This is a genomic window from Microbacterium sp. PF5, from assembly GCF_004794315.1.
In the GTDB taxonomy this organism is placed as follows: Bacteria; Actinomycetota; Actinomycetes; order Actinomycetales; family Microbacteriaceae; genus Microbacterium; species Microbacterium sufflavum.
Genome location: NZ_SSDQ01000029.1, coordinates 1 through 15,450, shown reverse-complemented (window position 1 = coordinate 15,450; position 15,450 = coordinate 1). Strand labels below are relative to the sequence as shown.

Genomic DNA, 15,450 nt, shown 5'->3' with positions numbered 1-15,450 from the left:
GCAGGTTACGCCGGTGCGCGCTCAGAGCGCGTTGCGTCGTGCGACCTCGCCCAGCCACGCCAGCGACGGCTTCGGGAACCGCTCGAACGTCTCGTGGTCGAACCCGATCAGCCCGAAGGTCGGCCGGAAGCCGCTCGCCCACTCGTAGTTGTCCAGCGCGCTCCAGTGCTGATACCCGCGCACCTCGATGCCGTCCGCGATCGCGCGGTGCAGGCCCTCCAGTGCGCCCTGCGTGTAGGCGATGCGGCGGGTGTCGTCGGCCGTGGCGATGCCGTTCTCGGTCACGATCACCGGCACCCCGCCACTGCGCTGCCACGCGCTGCGCACCCCCAGCTCGAGCGCGGGCGGGTAGAACTCCCACCCGGTCAGCGTCGTCTCCACGTCGTCGGCGACCGGCCGCGGTCCCTCCGGACCGATGAACGTGCGCGTGTACGCCTGCACGCCCACGAAGTCGTCGCCGGCCGACTGCTCCAGGTACCAGTGGTCGCGCGGGTCGCCGTAGGCCGCCAGCATCTCGTCGGCGCCCGGCTCGCCCGTCGAGTGGAAGGCCTGGGTCGCGATGGTCCACCCCGCCTGCGCGCCCGGCACGGTGTGCACGAGCTCGGAGGCCCGGCGGTGCGCGGCCAGCAGCGTGTCCGCCACGGCGAGGTCGGGATTGGGCAGGCCGTAGGCGACGAGGTTGGCCGCGTCCTCTCCCCCGGCCAGCATCGCGGCGATGTTGGGCTCGTTGATCGTGCACACGTAGCGCACGCCGTCGAGGATGGGCAGCACGGTCTCCACGTAGCGCGAGAACAGGTCGACCGCGTCGCCCGCGCGCCAGAAGCCGTCGCGCTGAAACCACTGCGGCACCGTGAAGTGCATGAGGGTGACCGTCGGGTCGAGCCCGTGCTCCCGTGCGGTGTCGATCATGCGGCGGTAGTGGTCGAGCATCGCCCGTGACACGAAGCCGCGCTCCGGCTCGATCCGCGCCCACTCGACCGAGAAGCGGTAGGAGTTCAGCCCCGCCTCGGCCAGCAGCCGCGTGTCCTCCGGGTAGCGGTGGAAGTGGTCGGCGGCGTCGCCGGAGGGCTCGACCATGGGCGAGTCGGGGGCGTGCTCCATCGCCCACCAGTTGCTCGTGGTGTTGTTGCCCTCCACCTGATGGGCGGCGGTCGCGGCGCCCCAGAGGAAGCCGTCGGGGAATGCGAGCACGGATGCGCTCCTCTCTCTTTCTTGCAGATCTCCCGGCGCGGTTCAGCGCGCGCGGGAGGGGTTGGGCACGGCGTCGAGCAGCTCGACCGTGTACGGGTCCTCGGGGTGCTGGAGCACGTGCGAGGTCTCGCCGCGCTCCACGACCCGTCCGCCGTTGAGCACCAGGATGTTCTCGGTGACCAGGCGCGCGCTCAGCAGGTCGTGCGTGATGTAGAGCATGCTGATGCCCCAGCGCTCACGCAGGTCCTCCAGCAGCGCGAGCACGCCGGCACGCAGCGACACGTCGAGCATCGACACGGGCTCGTCGGCGATCAGCACCTGCGGGTCGCTCGCGAGCGCACGGGCGATCACGACACGCTGCCGCTGTCCGCCGGAGAGCTGGTGCGGCAGCTTGGCCGCGAACTGCTCGACGGGCGTGAGGCCGACGGTCTCCAGCAGTTCGAGCACGCGCGCCCGCGCCTCGGTGCCGCGCAGCGTCGTGTAGTTGCGGATCGGGCGGGACAGCGCATACTCGACCGTGTGCAGCGGGTTCAGGGCCGCATACGGGTCCTGGAACACCATCTGCACGTCCTTGCGGAGGTCGCGCAGGCCCCGGCGCTTCAGTGCGGCGACGTCGGTGTCGCCGAAGCGGATCGTGCCGGCGGTGGGCTTCTCGACGCCGGTGAGCATCTTCGCGATCGTCGACTTGCCCGACCCCGAGGCGCCGACCAGCGCGAGGGCCTCCCCCGGCTCCAGCCGGAAGGACACGTCGTCGACCGCGACCACCGGCTCCTGCCCGCGCCGCGGCGCCGGGTACCGCTTGGTGACGCCGTCCACCACGATCGCGGCGTCCGCGCGCCGGGTGTCGCGCGCAGACACGGTCGGCAGGGTCTCGGTGACGTCGGTGCGGCTGCGGCCCTCGCGGCGGCGGGTGCCCACATCGAGGAACCCGGGGATCTCGATCTTCTCCGCCCGGGGGTCGGCGTAGTGGCTCAGCAGCATGCGCGTGTACTCGTCCTGCGGACGGTGCAGGATGTCGTGGCTCGGGGCGTCCTCCACGATGCGGCCCTCGTGCATCACCATGACCCGGTCGGTGGCCTCGAGCACGATGCCGAGGTCGTGGCTGATGAGGATCGCCGTGAACCGTTCCGACCGCTGCAGCTCCTGGATCGTGTCCATCACCGCGTGCTGCACGAGCACGTCGAGGGCCGTGGTCGGCTCGTCGAACACCATGAGCTGCGGCTCCAGCGACAGCGCGAGGGCGATCGAGGCGCGCTGCCGCATGCCGCCCGAGAGCTCCCCGGGGTAGCGGTCGAGCACCTCGGGCTTCAGGCCGACCTTCCCCACGAGCTCGCGGGCCCTGGCCTCACGGGCCTCGCGGGGCACATGCCCGTGCGCGGCGAAGATGTCGCGGAAGTGACCTGCGACCGTGCGCACGGGGTTGAGCGCGTTCATGCCCGACTGCAGCACCATCGCGAAGCCGCCCTGCCGCTGGCGGCGCAGTCCCTCGGCGTCGAGCTCGCGGATGTCGCGCCCGTCGAACAGGATGCGACCGCCGCTGATGCGCGCCGGGGGCTTCTGCAGCCGGGTCAGCGCGAACCCGAGCGTGGACTTGCCCGACCCGGACTCGCCGACGAGTCCGACGAACTCGCCGCGTCGCAGCGTGAACGACACGTCGTGCACGGCCTGCACGGGCTGCTGCCCCGGGGAGGCGTACTCGACGGACAGGTTCTGCACGTCGAGGAGGATTCCGGCGTTGCTATCCGAGGTGTGCGCGGTCATGGCGCTCATCGCCCCTTCCCTTCCCGCAGGCGCGGATTGGAGATGCCGTCCACGCCGAAGTTGATGAGTGTGAGGCTGAGGGCCAACAGGGCGATGCACAGACCGGGGGCGAACAGCAGCAGCCACTGCCCGGTGAGCAGCGAGTTGGAGTTCTGCGCCCAGTAGAGCATGGTGCCCCAGCTGACGATGCTGGAGTCGCCGAGGCCGAGGAACTCCAGGCCCGCCTCCGCCAGGATCGCCGCGGTGGCCGCGCCGAACAGGGTCCCCGCGATGATCGAGGTCATGTTCGGGAGGATCTCGCGGAACACGATGCGGGCCCTGCTGTCGCCGGAGAACTGGGCCGAGGTGACGAAGTCGTTGCCGCGCAGCGACTGGGTCTGGCTGCGCAGCACGCGCGCGCCCCACGCCCATCCGGTGACCACGATCACGGCGATGATCATGAGGATGCCGCCGTTCTGCAGGTACGCGGCGATCACGATCATGAGCGGCAGGCCGGGGATCACGAGGAACAGGTTCACGATGAACCCGACGACCTCGCCGGCGAAGCCGCGCATGTACCCCCAGCTCAGGCCGATCAGCACCGCGACGATCGTGGACAGGATGCCGGCGGCGAAGCCGACCAGCAGACTCACCTGCGCACCGTAGATCAGCTGGCTGAGCACGTCCTCGCCCGCGGCGGTCGTGCCGAGCCAGTGCTCCCACGACGCGTCGGCGTTGCGCTCGAAGCCGTTCTCCTTCGGGCCGTACGGCGCGAGGAGCGGCGCGAACACCGCGACCAGGACGAAGAAGGCGAGGATGCACAGCCCGAGCCGTGCCTTGCCGTTGGCCCACAGGGTGCCGACCATGCGCCCGAAGGAGCGCCACGGGCTGGGGGCCGCGATCCGATCGGCCGGGATCTTGACGTTCATGGTGGAGGTCATCGTCTGGTCCTCGGGTCGAGCACGCAGTGCAGGCGGACAGGGAAAGGAGGGATCATCATCGGCGCGTCCTCGGGTCGAGCACCCCGTAGAGGATGTCCACGAGGAAGTTGGCGATGAGCACGCTCACGGTGATCATCAGGAACAGCGCCTGCATGAGCGGGTAGTCCTGCCCGATCACGGCGTTGAACAGCAGGTAGCCGATGCCCGGATAGCCGAACACCTGCTCCACGAGGATCGACCCGCCCACCACGCCGCCGAGCGTGAGCCCGAAGCCGGTGAGGTTCGGCAGGATCGCGTTGCGCGCGGCGTAGCGGAGCGCGATCGTGCGCCCGCGCAGCCCGTTGGCCTCACCGAAGGTGATGTAGTCCTCGCCGAGCGTGTTGATCATGGCGTTGCGCATGCCGATGATCCAGCCGCCGAGCGACGTGAGCAGGATCGTCAGCGCCGGCAGGAACGCGTGACGCACCAGGTCGACGATGAAGTCCCACGTGAACCCGGGCGTCGTGGTCGCCGAGTAGGCGCCGGTCGTCGGGAACCAGTGCAGCACGTAGCCGAGGAAGAACAGCAGCAGCAGCGCGGTCCAGAAGTACGGGAAGGTGCTGAGGAACGAGCCGGTCAGCGTGGGCAGCGAGTCGAGCCAGGTGCCGCGCCGCCACGCGGCCATCACGCCGATGAGGGTGCCGATCACGAACGCGAGGATCGTGACGATGCCCACCAGGCCCAGCGTGTACGGCAGCGCCGTGGACACCATGCTCGACACCGACTGCGGGTAGAACGTGTACGAGACGCCGAAGTCGAGCCGTACGACCTGACCGAGGTAGGCGACGTACTGGTCCCACAGCGAGCCGGTCGGCACGCCGAGCTGCGCCTCGATCGCGGCCCTGGTCGCATCCGACACGGGTCCGTTCTGCGAGAGCTTGGCTATTGCGGCGTCGGCGGGCGAGCCGGGCATCATGCGCGGGAGGAAGAAGTTCAGCGTGACCGCGGCCCACAGGGTCAGCACGAACAGGCCGAGTTTCTGGGCGACGTACTTCACTGGTCGTCTCCGTTCACTCGCTTCAGGTGGGTGAAGATCATCAGGGGCGCCGAGTCGTAGTTCTGCGGGATCATGTACGGGTCGTCGGCGGACGGCCACCCGGTGAACTTCGCCTCGTTGAACAGGCCCCAGATGCCGCCGTAGTACATGCCGATCACGGGCAGCTCGTCGTACACGATGTTCTGCAGCTCGTGCACGATCTCGCCCTGGCGCTGCGGGTCGACCGTCGCGCGGTACTCCGCGAGCAGCGCATCGGCCTCCGGCGAGCGGTAGCGCTCGAAGTTGTTCGTGGTCGACTCCCCGGACGGCACGTAGAAGTCGCTGGAGAGCAGGCTGTTGAACGCCTGGTAGACGTCGCCGTTGCCCATGCCGCCGATCGCCATCTCGAAGTCGCCGTTGCCGATCGCGCTCTGGTAGCCCGCGGGCTGCGGCAGCTTCAGCGAGACCTTGATGCCGATGTCTCCGAGCTGGCGCTGCACGGTCTGCGCGGCGCGGGTCCAGTCGGAGAAGCCGTTCGCGGTGGTGAGCGAGAACTCCAGCTGCTCGCCGTCCGGCCCCACCAGCCGATCGCCGTCGAGCGTGTAGCCGGACTCGGCGAAGGCGGCGAGCGCGGCGTCCTCGTCCTGCGCGATCATGCCCGCGTCGGGGATCTCGGGGTCGAGGTACTGCTCCTGGTTCGGCAGGATCAGGCCGGTCTGGCCGGCGGGCTTCATGTAGCCCTCGGAGGCGGTCTCGGCGATCTCCTCGCGGTCGAGCGCGAGCGCGATGCCGCGGCGCACGTTGACGTCGTCGAACGGGGCGACCTCGAGGTTCGGCACCAGCGAGATCACGCCGCCCGGCGGGAACCACCAGGTGTTGTCGGGGCTGGCCGCGCCCCACGTGCCCTCCACGTCGGAGATGAACGCGTACGCCCAGTCGTAGCCGCGCGTGACGGTGTCGAGCTGGCTGTTGGTCGCCGGGAGGATGATGTGCTCGATCTCGATCCGGTCGGCCTGCCAGTAGTCGGGGTTGCGGTCCATCGAGTACTGCTGATCGTTGTAGTTGCCGAGCACGAACGGGCCGGTGCCGACCGGATCCTCGTTGCGCCAGGTGCCCGGATCCTGCACGTCCTTCCAGATGTGCTCCGGCACGATCATGGTCTGGCCGAGGATCGACAGCGACGGGGCGTCCTCGCTCTGCAGGTGGAAGACCACGTCGGAGCCGTCGACCTCGACCGAGTCGATGTGCTGCCAGGCGCCCTTGATGTCGAGAGACGGCTCATCCTTCAGCAGCTGGAACGTGAAGGCGACGTCGTCGGCCGTGAACTCCTCGCCGTCGCTCCACTCGACCCCGTCGCGCAGCGTCATCACGATCGTGCGGGCGTCGGGCTGCGACCACGCGGAGGCCAGCCACGGGTTGAGCTCGCCGTCGAGCGGGTTCACCAGGATCAGCGGCTCGTAGATCCACCGCGAGGCGGTGCGCGTGTTGGTCAGGTACGGGTTGAAGTTCTTCGTGAAGAACGGGTTGCCGTGGTCGGCGTTGATCAGCATCGTGTCCTCGCCGATGGAGGGGTCGGGCTGGGAGCTGATCTGGATGCTGCAGCCGCTGAGCGCGATCGCCGCGGCCGCGAGCCCCACGACGGCGGCTCTGCGCCAGCGTCGGAAGGTGTGCGTCTCTGCCACTGGGGGACCTCATGTCGTCTCTGTCATGATGGGCGCCCCACGGGTCGGAGCGTCCGTCGGCCGAAGCCGCATGAGCGAGTGTAAGCGCATACATTTGTGATCGGCAACCCCTTGACACCGCGCTCCCGTCCGTTCGAGGCGCGTCAGGAGGGTCGCGCGGAACTCTCCCGCAGGAGGATCTGCAACGGCAGCCGCACCACCGCGGGCGGGGCCTCCGGCTCCTCCAGCCGGCGCGCCAGCACCTGCACCGCGGCGCGGCCCAGCTCGATCATCGGCTGCCGGATCGTCGTCAGCGGGGGGACGGAGAGGGCGGCGGCGTCGATGCCGTCGAACCCGGTCACGAGCACGTCGTCGGGCACGCGCACGCCCGCGCGGTGCAGCACGTCGACGACCCCCAGCGCCATCTGGTCGTTCGCCGCGATCACCGCGGACGGGGGTGCGCCGTCGCGCAGCAGCTCCTCGGCCGCGCGCCGCCCCGATGCCCGCGTGAAGTCGCCGCGCAGCAGCCGCAGCTCCTCGGTCGCCCGGCCCGACGCCGCCACGGCCGCCACCACGCCCTCGCGCCGCTGCTCCGCGTCGGGCGAGTCCGCGGGACCCGCGAGGAACGCGACCGCACCCTCCCCGACCTGCGCGAGAACGTGCCGCGTGAGCTCGCCCATCGCCTCGGCGTTGCTGACCGTGACGTGGTCGTAGTCGTCGCCGCGCGGCGGACCGGACAGGACCACGACCGGGATGCGGCGCGCGAGCCGCGCCAGCACGTCATCCGGCACGCTGCTCGCGAGCACCATGAGCCCGTCGACACGACCGGCCATGTCCCGCACGGTCGACCGGTCGGGGTCGTCGCGCCCCACGCCCACCATCAGCACGAAGCCCTGCTTCCACGCCTCCAGCTCGGCCCCGCGCAGCACCTCGTCCAGGAACAGCATCGAGGTGGCAGGGGCGCCGGGCTCGCCCTCGTCCTCCACCACCGTGAACGGCGGGGCCGCGGCTCCTGCACTCGACAGGACGTCGAGCGCGGGGGCGTCCTCCGCCGCGTCGAACCCCGGGAAGTACAGGCCCAGCACGCCCGTCCGGCGCTCGGCCAGCCCGCGCGCGCTTCCGCTCGGGACGTAGCCGAGAGCCGTGACCGCATCGAGCACCCGCTCGCGGGTCGCCGGTCGTACGGCATCGGGCGACCGCAGCACCCGCGACACGGTGGCGATCGAGACGCCCGCGTGCGCGGCGACGTCGTACACGGTCGCGGCCTTGCTCACGGCGGATCCCCCAGGGTCGAGTCGTCGGATCGGGTGTCAGGACAGCGTAGATCAGACCCGGCGGGCGATCAGCGCACCGTGCGGGCGCGTGCTCGCCTCCCCGGGCACGCGGGCGCGGGTCTCGGTCCCCTCGACCTCGAGCCCCGCGGCGGCGAGCAGCGGCGTGAGCGCCTCCGCCGACCAGAAGTACGCGGTCGTGATCGCGTGGTCGAACGGCGCGCGCGGCTCGCCGTCGAAGAAGCCCAGCAGCAGTCGTCCCCCTGGCGCGAGCACGCGCGCGAACTCGGCGAGCGCGGCGGGCACCTCGGTCGGCGGCGTGTGGATGAGCGAGTACCACGCGAGGACGCCGCCCAGCGACCCGGCGGGCTGCGGCAGCGCGAGGAAGGAGCCCTGGGTGACATCGAGGCCGGGATGCCGCGTGCGGGCCTCCGCGACGAACTCCGCCGACAGGTCGATGCCCGACACGTCGTGCCCCGCGTCGTGGAGGAACCGCGTCCACAGCCCGGGACCGCACCCGGCGTCGAGCAGGGCACCCGAGGTGGCTCGGCACCAGCGATCGATCGTGTCGCGGTCGCGGGGGTCCAGCTGCTCCACCGTGCCGGCGATCGCGACGTACTCCGCGGCGCGGCGGTCGTAGGCGGCCGCGATGGCGTCGTGCGCCTCCGCCGGTGTCGTCACCGGGTGCCCCCCGAGCTCATCGGGTACGGGCGGCGAGGGCGGCCTGGTAGAGGTCGCGCGTGGAGAGGCCGGTCTGCGCCGCCACCTCGGCCGCGGCCTCCTTCAGGCGCGTGCCGTCCGCGACCAGGGCCTGCACCTGGGCCAGCGCGTCGTCGGCCGACACCGCGCGGCGGGGCGCGCCCTCGACCACGACCACGATCTCGCCCTTCACGCCGTCGGCGGCCCACGCGGCGAGCTCGGCGGCGGTCCCGCGGCGCACCTCCTCGTACAGCTTCGTCAGCTCCCGGCACACCGCGATCCGGCGGTCCTCGCCGAACGCCGCCCCCATGTCGGCGAGCGTCGCGGCCAGGCGCGACGGCGACTCGAAGAACACCATGGTGCGCGGCTCCGCGGCGAGCGCGGTCAGGGTCGCCCGGCGCTCCCCCGGCTTGCGCGGCAAGAACCCCTCGAACGTGAAGCGGTCGGTCGGCAGACCCGAGATCGCCAGCGCCATGAGCACGGCGCTCGGACCGGGGATCGCGGTGACCGTGACCCCCTGCGCCACGGCCTCGGCCACGAGCCCGTAGCCCGGATCGCTCACGGTCGGCATGCCCGCGTCGCTCATCACCACGACATCGGTGTCCGCGGCGAGGGCCGCCAGCTCCGCGGCCTTCTGCTTCTCGTTGTGGTCGTGCAGCGCGATCAGGCGCGGGCGGTTGGCGATGTGCAGCGCCTGCAGCAGCCGCTGCGTGGTGCGGGTGTCCTCCGCAACCACGACCTCCGCGTTCTCCAGCACCTCCACCAGACGCCGGGACGCGTCCCCGAGATTCCCGATGGGCGTGGCGGCGAGGATGATCATCCGCCCAGCTTAGGCGGGCGGGTGACCATCCTGATCGTCGCGACCGCCCCCGCGATACCAGCGGATGACCATGGAGATCACGCCCACCACGAGCACCACCCCGCAGGCGACGAAAAAGATCCGGAAAGCGATCTCGGTCGCAAGAGCTGCGTTGAGGAAAGCCAGGCCGGCGCAGAACAGAGTGGCGATCCACCCAGTGATCCGTGCCCCACTGGGCTGCGCCTTCGTCGTCGGACTCTGATCCATGGGGGAGCTCTTTTCCGTCTCGACAGGATGGGTCAACATGCGAAATCCCCGGTGCTCGTGCGCTTCTCCTGCGCAACCTGTCCCAGATACGCCGCCCATGCGGCGACACTCCAGCCGGGACTGACGATAGTCGCACCGATCGATCCGAAAAAGCCACCGACAACTCTCCCGGCTTGCGCCCAACACGGACCGAGGTCGCGCGACGGCACGGCGCGACCCACGACCGCGACTTCAGAGACCGCCACCCCTCGCTCCGTCGGCGCTTCAAAGCTTGCTGACGCCGAAAGCGGGAAAACCAGGGCGGATGCGACGGTCAGTGCCGCGGCCGCGGTGAGTCGTGCGGAGAACTGAATGATCATGAACGTGTCCTATCTGTCCTCAAATGCGGACAGATACACGCTACGGTGCCAGACACTCGGCTGCTATCCCTCCAGCTCTCGAACTTCTAGAACATCGGCATTCGTGCTCTGACGCGGCGCGGGGCGAAACCGCGGCGAAGCGCACACTTCCGAGCACACGGAAGCGGGGTGTCTAGGCTGGAGCGGTGACCGCGCCCCAGCCCCTGCTGCCTCCCCCCGAGGCGCGGGCGACGCGGTGCGAGCGGCTGCGCGACCGCGTGCTGCACGCCGCCGACTGGGGACGGGCCATCGCGTGGCTCGCGCCGCTCGTGGTCACGGCGCTCGCGGCGGTGCTGCGGCTCGTGAACGTCGGGCACCCCCACCAGCTGGCGTTCGACGAGACCTACTACGTCAAGGACGCCTGGTCGCTGTGGACCCTCGGCTACGAGGGCGTCTGGGGACAGGGCGCCGACGAGGCCTTCCAGACCCTGCAGGAGCTGCCGCTCACGAACAAGGGCGCCTTCATCGTGCACCCGCCGCTGGGCAAGTGGCTCATCGCACTCGGCATGGCCATCGGCGGCCCCGACAACAGCGCCGGCTGGCGGCTGGCGACGGCCCTGCTGGGTGCGGGCTCCGTGCTGCTGGTGTACCTGATCGCCCGCCGGCTGACCGGATCCGTGGTCGCGGCCACCGTGGCGGGCACCCTTCTCGCGATCGACGGACTGAGCATCGTGCTGAGCCGCATCGCGCTGCTCGACGGCATCCTCACCTTCTTCGTGCTGCTCGGCGTGCTGTTCGTGCTGCTCGACCGGCAACGCACCATCCCCCTCCTGGAGCGCCGCGACCCCGACGCCCCCGACCCGCTGTGGGGTCCGGTGCTGTGGCGCCGCCCGTGGCTCGTCGCCGCGGGTCTCGCGCTGGGGGCGGCGTGCGCCGTGAAGTGGTCGGGCCTGTACGTGCTGGCCGGCTTCGGGCTGTACGTGGTGGTCACCGATGCGCTGGCCCGGCGCCGCGGCGGTGTGGTCGTGTGGCCCGCGTCCGCCGTGTTCCGCCAGGGGCCCGTGTCGTTCGTGCTGCTGGTGCTGCCGGCCGCGGCCGTGTACCTCGCGAGCTGGACCGGGTGGCTCGTGACCGACAAGGGCTACGACCGCGGCAGCGACGCGAACCCCCTGCTCGCGCTGTGGAACTACCACCAGGCGATGCTGGGCTTCCACGTGGGGCTCAGCCGCGGGCACCCCTACGCCAGCCCCGCGTGGGAGTGGCCGTTCCTGCTGCGACCGACCGCCGTCTGGGTCGACCCCGATCCGACCGCGTGCGGGGTCGACCACTGCATCGGCGTGATCTCCGCGATCCCCAACCCGCTGATCTGGTACGGCGGCGTCGCCGCGAGCGTGTACCTGCTGTACCGCCTGGTGCGCGCGTGGATCGCCCGTCAGCCGATCGAACCGGCGCTCACGCTGCCGCTCGTGGGGCTCGCCGTGACCTACCTGCCCTGGCTGATGTTCCCCGAGCGGACGATCTTCCAGTTCTACACGGTGGTCATGATGCCGTTCCTGGTGCTCGCGCTGACGATGACGCTGCGGATCATCGCCGGGACACGCGACGATCCGCTGCACCGGCGCCAGTCCGGGCAGCGCACCGTGGTGGTGTTCCTGACCGTGGTCGTGCTCGTGTCGGCGTTCTTCCTGCCGCTGTGGCTGGGGATCAGCGTGCCGTACGACTTCTGGCGGCTGCACAACTGGCTGCCCGGCTGGATCTGAGCACGGGAGCCCCGACGGCGAGGCCGGTGCTCAGCCGGCGTCGTCGGTGGCCACGTGCTCGACCAGCGGCAGCACGCGCCCCGACAGGTGCGTGCGCATCGCGATGGACGACGCCGTGCGCGCCACCCCCGGCACGACGGCGACCCGGTCGAGCACCTCCTGCAGCTGCGTGGCATCGCGCGCGACCAGGCGCAGCTGCATGTCGCTCGCCCCCGTCACGGTGTGCATGTCCACGATTTCCGGCACCGCGTCCGCGAGCGCGGCGGCCACCTCGTCGTGCCCCACCTTCTGATCGATCTCGACCAGGCAGAACGCGACCATGCCGTAGCCGAAGCCGGCCGGGTCGACGCGCGGCACGATCGCCTCGATCACCCCGCCCTCGTGCAGTCGCGCGAGCCGGCTGGTGGCGGTGCCGCGTGCGATGCCCAGCCGCCGCGCACACTCCAGGATGGGCAGCTGCGGCGACTCGGTGAGCAACCGGATCAGCGCGGCGTCCAGCCGGTCGATGCGCACGCCGCTACTCCCGCACCACGCCGGGACGGGACACACCACGGGTGAGCCGCGCCACCACCAGCAGCACGACCGTCAGCCCGAGGGTCAGCAGCAGCTGCGTGCGTGCCGCGGGGTCGATCATCGCGAGGGCGATCACCCCGGCGAGCAGGGCCAAGCACAGCCACGAGATCCACGGGAAGCCCCACATCCGCATCGGCATCGCCTCGCCGGCGCGGTCCGCCCGGCGCCGCAGCACGATCTGCGAGACCGCGGTCGCCGTCCAGATCACCAGCAGCGTCGAGCCCACCACGTTCAACAGGGCGGGGAGCACCACATCGGGGAACGCCCAGTTCAGCCCGACCGTGACGAACCCGAACGCGACCGACGCCAGCACCGCCAGGTACGGCACGCCCGTGAGACTCGTGCGGGTGACCGCCAGCGGCGCCAGTCCGCGCTCCCCCAGCGAATACGCCATGCGGGAGGCGCCGTAGATGTTGGCGTTCATGGCCGACAGCAGCGCGACCACGACGATGAGGTCCATCACCAGACCGACACCCGGCACATGGAGCGTGTCGAGCACCGCCGAGAACGGACCGGCCTCCACCGCGGGGTCGTCCCACGGCAGCACCGCGACGATCACGAAGATCGAGCCGACGTAGAAGATGAGGATGCGCACCAGCACCTCGCGCACGATGCGGCGGATGTTGCGCGCCGGGTCGTCGGACTCGGCCGCCGCGATCGCCACGACCTCGGTGCCGCCGAACGCGAACACCACGATCAGGAGCGCCGCCGCGATGCCGGTGATGCCGTTGGGCGCGAAGCCGCCCTCGTCCACGAGGTTCGACACACCCGTGGCCGGAAGACCGGGGATGAGGCCGACGATCGCGCACACGCCGACCACGAGGAACGCGATGATCGCGGCGACCTTGATCGCCGCGAACCAGAACTCGAAGGTGCCGTAGTTGCGCACCCCGAACAGGTTCACCGCGGTGAGGGCGACCACGAACACCAGCACCCACACCCACGCGGGCACGCCGGGGATCCAGCCGGCCACGATGCCCGCCGCCCCGGTCGCCTCGGCCGCGATCACCACGATCAGCTGGATCCAGTAGAGCCAGCCGACCGCGCTGCCGGCGCTGCGCCCCATCGCCTTCTGGGCGTAGGAGCTGAACGCGCCGGAGCTGGGGCGTGCCGCGACCATCTCGGCCAGCATCGCCATGACCAGCACGACGATGCCGCCGGCGACCAGATACGAGATGAGGACCGCGGGACCGGCGATCCCGATCGCCTGGCCGGAGCCGACGAACAGCCCGGCGCCGATCGCGCCGCCGAGCCCCATCATGGAGATCTGGCGCCGGGTGAGCCCGGGATGCAGGCCCTTCGTGGTGGTCGTCGTGACCGGGACCTCGACGCTCACGCGGTCACCCCCATCAGGTCGGAATCGCGGTCCGAATCGCGGCCGGAATCGTGCGCGGCGTCGCCGCCGGAGACCGCGGCAGCGAGGGCGGCCTCGACCCTGTCGATGTCGACGGCGGAGCCGGACGAGATCCGGATGCCCTCGCCGGGGAAGGCGCGGGCGACGACACCCCCGGCGTGCAGGAGGGCGTCGAGCTCGGCGGTGCGCTCCCCCGACGGGACCCAGACGAAGTTGGCCTGTGACGGGACGGCGGGCCAGCCCGCGGCGGTGAGCACGGCGTACAGGCGCTCGCGCTGCGCGACCACCTCGTCGATGCGGATGGCCAGCTCCTCCTCCGCCGCGAGCGACGCGAGGGCGGCGGCCTGCGCCAGGTCGGTCACACCGAACGGCACGGCCACCTTGCGCTGCGCCTCGGCGATCTCGCGCGGGGCGATCGCATAGCCGATGCGCAGGCCGGCGAGACCATAGGCCTTGGAGAACGTGTGGAGCACCGCGACGTGCGGGTGGCGGCGGAACAGCTCGATGCCGGCGCCGCGGCTCGCCGTGCGATCGAAGTGCACGTACGCCTCGTCGATCACCACGAGCACGTCGCGCGGCACGGCGGCCACGAAGCGCTCGAGCGCGTCCGCGTCGACGACCGTGCCGGTGGGGTTGTTCGGGTTGCACACGAACACCAGTCGGGTGCGCGGGGTGATCGCGGCGAGCATCGCGTCGAGGTCGTGGCCGTGCTGCGCGTCGAGCGGAACGGGCACGGGCGTGGCCCCCGCGATGCGCACGAGCGAGGGGTACGCCTCGAATGACCGCCACGCGAACACGACCTCGTCACCCGCGCCGGCGACCGCGTGGATCAGCTGGGCCGCGATCTCCACCGATCCGGCTCCCACCGTGACCTCGTCGACGTCGACGCCGTGGCGCGCGGCGAGCGCCTGCCGCACGGCCGCGGCACTCATGTCGGGATAGCGGTGGATGCCGGCGACGCGCTCCTGGACGACCTGCACGACGGAGGGCAGGGGCGGATGCGGGGACTCGTTGGACGAGAGCTTCGAGGCACCGGCGGGGGCCGAGCGGCCCTGACGGTAGGCGGGGACGGCGTCGAGGCCGGGACGGGCGGAGAGGGGCATCGTCAGAGCATCCTTGCTGTGATCCGGGTGGTGTCGCGCCACCCTAGAACGCACGTCGCCCCCTGGGCAATCGGTGCAGCGAATGGTGGGCATCGCGCGCAATCGAACGTCTCCCGGCGTGCCGTCCACCCTGGGCAGATTGCCCAGTCCGCCTCCGGGTCGGGGCGGAGGGCAGGGTGAGCGTCAGCGTTCCCTCGTGACCTCGGCGGGGTCGGCGGTGGGAAGCCGGCACACGAACGCCCGGCAGTCGTACAGGCGCTCGGGCGTCGCGGCCTTGCCCTCGAACAGCTCGAAGCCCGCCGCGGCGAACGCGGCGGCCTGGGCGGGCGACACCACCGCGAGCACGTCGGCGTCGGCGTCCCGCGCGGCGCGGGCGAGCGCCCCGTCGCGGTCCTCGGTCACGACCACGAGCTGACGGGCCGGTGCGACCAGCCCCGCGGCCACCCGGAGCAGGCTCCCGTGCGCGAACGGCTGACCGAGCGCACGCGCCGCCAGCATCCGCACTCGGGCGACCGCCTCCTCGCGGTACCGGTCCCCCGCACCGAGCCGCCACGCCGCCAGCGCAGCGCCCGCCACCGCCGCCGCGTCGGAGGGGAGGTCGCCGTCGGTGTGGTCGGGCGAGGTCGCGATGCCCTGCGCCGCAAGCAGCGGGTCGGCGCCGGCGGCACCCTCGAGGGCCGGGTCGAGCAGCCGCAGCGCCGTGACCGCCCACTCGGCCTCCCCGGTCGCGGCGGCGAG

Annotated in this window: 14 protein-coding genes and 1 pseudogene; 1 reads left to right on the top strand and 14 read right to left on the bottom strand. The window is 71.3% G+C overall.

The features are described from left to right. Nucleotides 1-21: 21 nt before the first annotated feature. The 10 genes from DW297_RS00695 to DW297_RS00650 form a co-directional block, all read right to left on the bottom strand. Nucleotides 22-1,191, bottom strand: a complete 1,170-nt coding sequence (locus DW297_RS00695) for a glycoside hydrolase family 1 protein (RefSeq protein ID WP_136028588.1) — start codon at nt 1,189-1,191, stop codon at nt 22-24. 42 nt (nt 1,192-1,233) lie between these two features. Then, complete coding sequence (locus DW297_RS00690; protein WP_240744477.1) at nt 1,234-2,961, bottom strand: ABC transporter ATP-binding protein; 1,728 nt, start codon at nt 2,959-2,961, stop codon at nt 1,234-1,236. Continuing rightward, complete coding sequence (locus DW297_RS00685; protein ID WP_136028587.1) at nt 2,958-3,872, bottom strand: ABC transporter permease; 915 nt, start codon at nt 3,870-3,872, stop codon at nt 2,958-2,960. Before DW297_RS00685 ends, DW297_RS00690 begins: the two co-directional genes overlap by 4 nt. A 55-nt stretch (nt 3,873-3,927) precedes the next feature. Continuing rightward, the gene (locus DW297_RS00680) at nt 3,928-4,908 is read right to left on the bottom strand and encodes an ABC transporter permease (protein WP_136028586.1); all 981 of its coding nucleotides are present in this window, start codon (nt 4,906-4,908) and stop codon (nt 3,928-3,930) included. Continuing rightward, the gene (locus DW297_RS00675) at nt 4,905-6,569 is read right to left on the bottom strand and encodes an ABC transporter substrate-binding protein (protein WP_136028585.1); all 1,665 of its coding nucleotides are present in this window, start codon (nt 6,567-6,569) and stop codon (nt 4,905-4,907) included. Before DW297_RS00675 ends, DW297_RS00680 begins: the two co-directional genes overlap by 4 nt. A gap of 143 nt (nt 6,570-6,712) precedes the next feature. Beyond that, nucleotides 6,713-7,822, bottom strand: coding sequence for a LacI family DNA-binding transcriptional regulator (locus tag DW297_RS00670; protein ID WP_136028584.1), 1,110 nt, complete (start codon nt 7,820-7,822; stop codon nt 6,713-6,715). A gap of 51 nt (nt 7,823-7,873) precedes the next feature. After that, complete coding sequence (locus DW297_RS00665) at nt 7,874-8,500, bottom strand: class I SAM-dependent methyltransferase (protein ID WP_136028583.1); 627 nt, start codon at nt 8,498-8,500, stop codon at nt 7,874-7,876. 16 nt (nt 8,501-8,516) lie between these two features. Next, entirely contained in the window at nt 8,517-9,338 is an 822-nt protein-coding gene (rsmI, locus tag DW297_RS00660) for a 16S rRNA (cytidine(1402)-2'-O)-methyltransferase (protein WP_136028582.1), read from the bottom strand. A 9-nt stretch (nt 9,339-9,347) separates the two neighbouring features. Next, nucleotides 9,348-9,584: a hypothetical protein gene (locus DW297_RS00655; protein ID WP_136028581.1), complete on the bottom strand. Its 237-nt coding sequence runs from the start codon at nt 9,582-9,584 to the stop codon at nt 9,348-9,350. A gap of 32 nt (nt 9,585-9,616) precedes the next feature. Beyond that, nucleotides 9,617-9,943: a hypothetical protein gene (locus tag DW297_RS00650; RefSeq protein WP_136028580.1), complete on the bottom strand. Its 327-nt coding sequence runs from the start codon at nt 9,941-9,943 to the stop codon at nt 9,617-9,619. 185 nt (nt 9,944-10,128) lie between these two features. Here DW297_RS00650 and DW297_RS00645 point away from each other — a divergent pair, with 185 nt between their 5' ends. Next, the gene (locus DW297_RS00645; RefSeq protein ID WP_136028579.1) at nt 10,129-11,682 is read left to right on the top strand and encodes a dolichyl-phosphate-mannose--protein mannosyltransferase; all 1,554 of its coding nucleotides are present in this window, start codon (nt 10,129-10,131) and stop codon (nt 11,680-11,682) included. Nucleotides 11,683-11,712: 30 nt separating this feature from the next. On the opposite strand, the gene DW297_RS00640 is transcribed toward DW297_RS00645, so the two are convergent. The 4 genes and pseudogenes from DW297_RS00640 to DW297_RS00625 all read right to left on the bottom strand — a co-directional run. Next, nucleotides 11,713-12,195 carry an Lrp/AsnC family transcriptional regulator gene (locus DW297_RS00640; protein WP_136028578.1) on the bottom strand — a complete coding sequence of 161 codons (483 nt, stop codon included), beginning with the start codon at nt 12,193-12,195 and terminating at the stop codon, nt 11,713-11,715. A gap of 4 nt (nt 12,196-12,199) precedes the next feature. Next, nucleotides 12,200-13,591, bottom strand: coding sequence for an amino acid permease (locus DW297_RS00635; protein ID WP_136028577.1), 1,392 nt, complete (start codon nt 13,589-13,591; stop codon nt 12,200-12,202). Next, nucleotides 13,588-14,712 carry a histidinol-phosphate transaminase gene (hisC, locus tag DW297_RS00630; protein WP_136028576.1) on the bottom strand — a complete coding sequence of 375 codons (1,125 nt, stop codon included), beginning with the start codon at nt 14,710-14,712 and terminating at the stop codon, nt 13,588-13,590. Before hisC ends, DW297_RS00635 begins: the two co-directional genes overlap by 4 nt. Nucleotides 14,713-14,895: 183 nt before the next feature. Next, a pseudogene (locus DW297_RS00625) lies at nt 14,896-15,450 on the bottom strand (thioredoxin domain-containing protein); the annotation flags it as partial.

Bases quoted from the DNA above. Each gene is read 5' to 3' on its own strand.
- DW297_RS00650 (WP_136028580.1), bottom strand. From the start codon at position 9,943: ATGATCATTCAGTTCTCCGCACGACTCACCGCGGCCGCGGCACTGACC.
- DW297_RS00655 (WP_136028581.1), bottom strand. From the start codon at position 9,584: ATGGATCAGAGTCCGACGACGAAGGCGCAGCCCAGTGGGGCACGGATC.
- DW297_RS00690 (WP_240744477.1), bottom strand. From the start codon at position 2,961: ATGAGCGCCATGACCGCGCACACCTCGGATAGCAACGCCGGAATCCTC.
- rsmI (WP_136028582.1), bottom strand. From the start codon at position 9,338: ATGATCATCCTCGCCGCCACGCCCATCGGGAATCTCGGGGACGCGTCC.
- DW297_RS00685 (WP_136028587.1), bottom strand. From the start codon at position 3,872: ATGACCTCCACCATGAACGTCAAGATCCCGGCCGATCGGATCGCGGCC.
- hisC (WP_136028576.1), bottom strand. From the start codon at position 14,712: ATGCCCCTCTCCGCCCGTCCCGGCCTCGACGCCGTCCCCGCCTACCGT.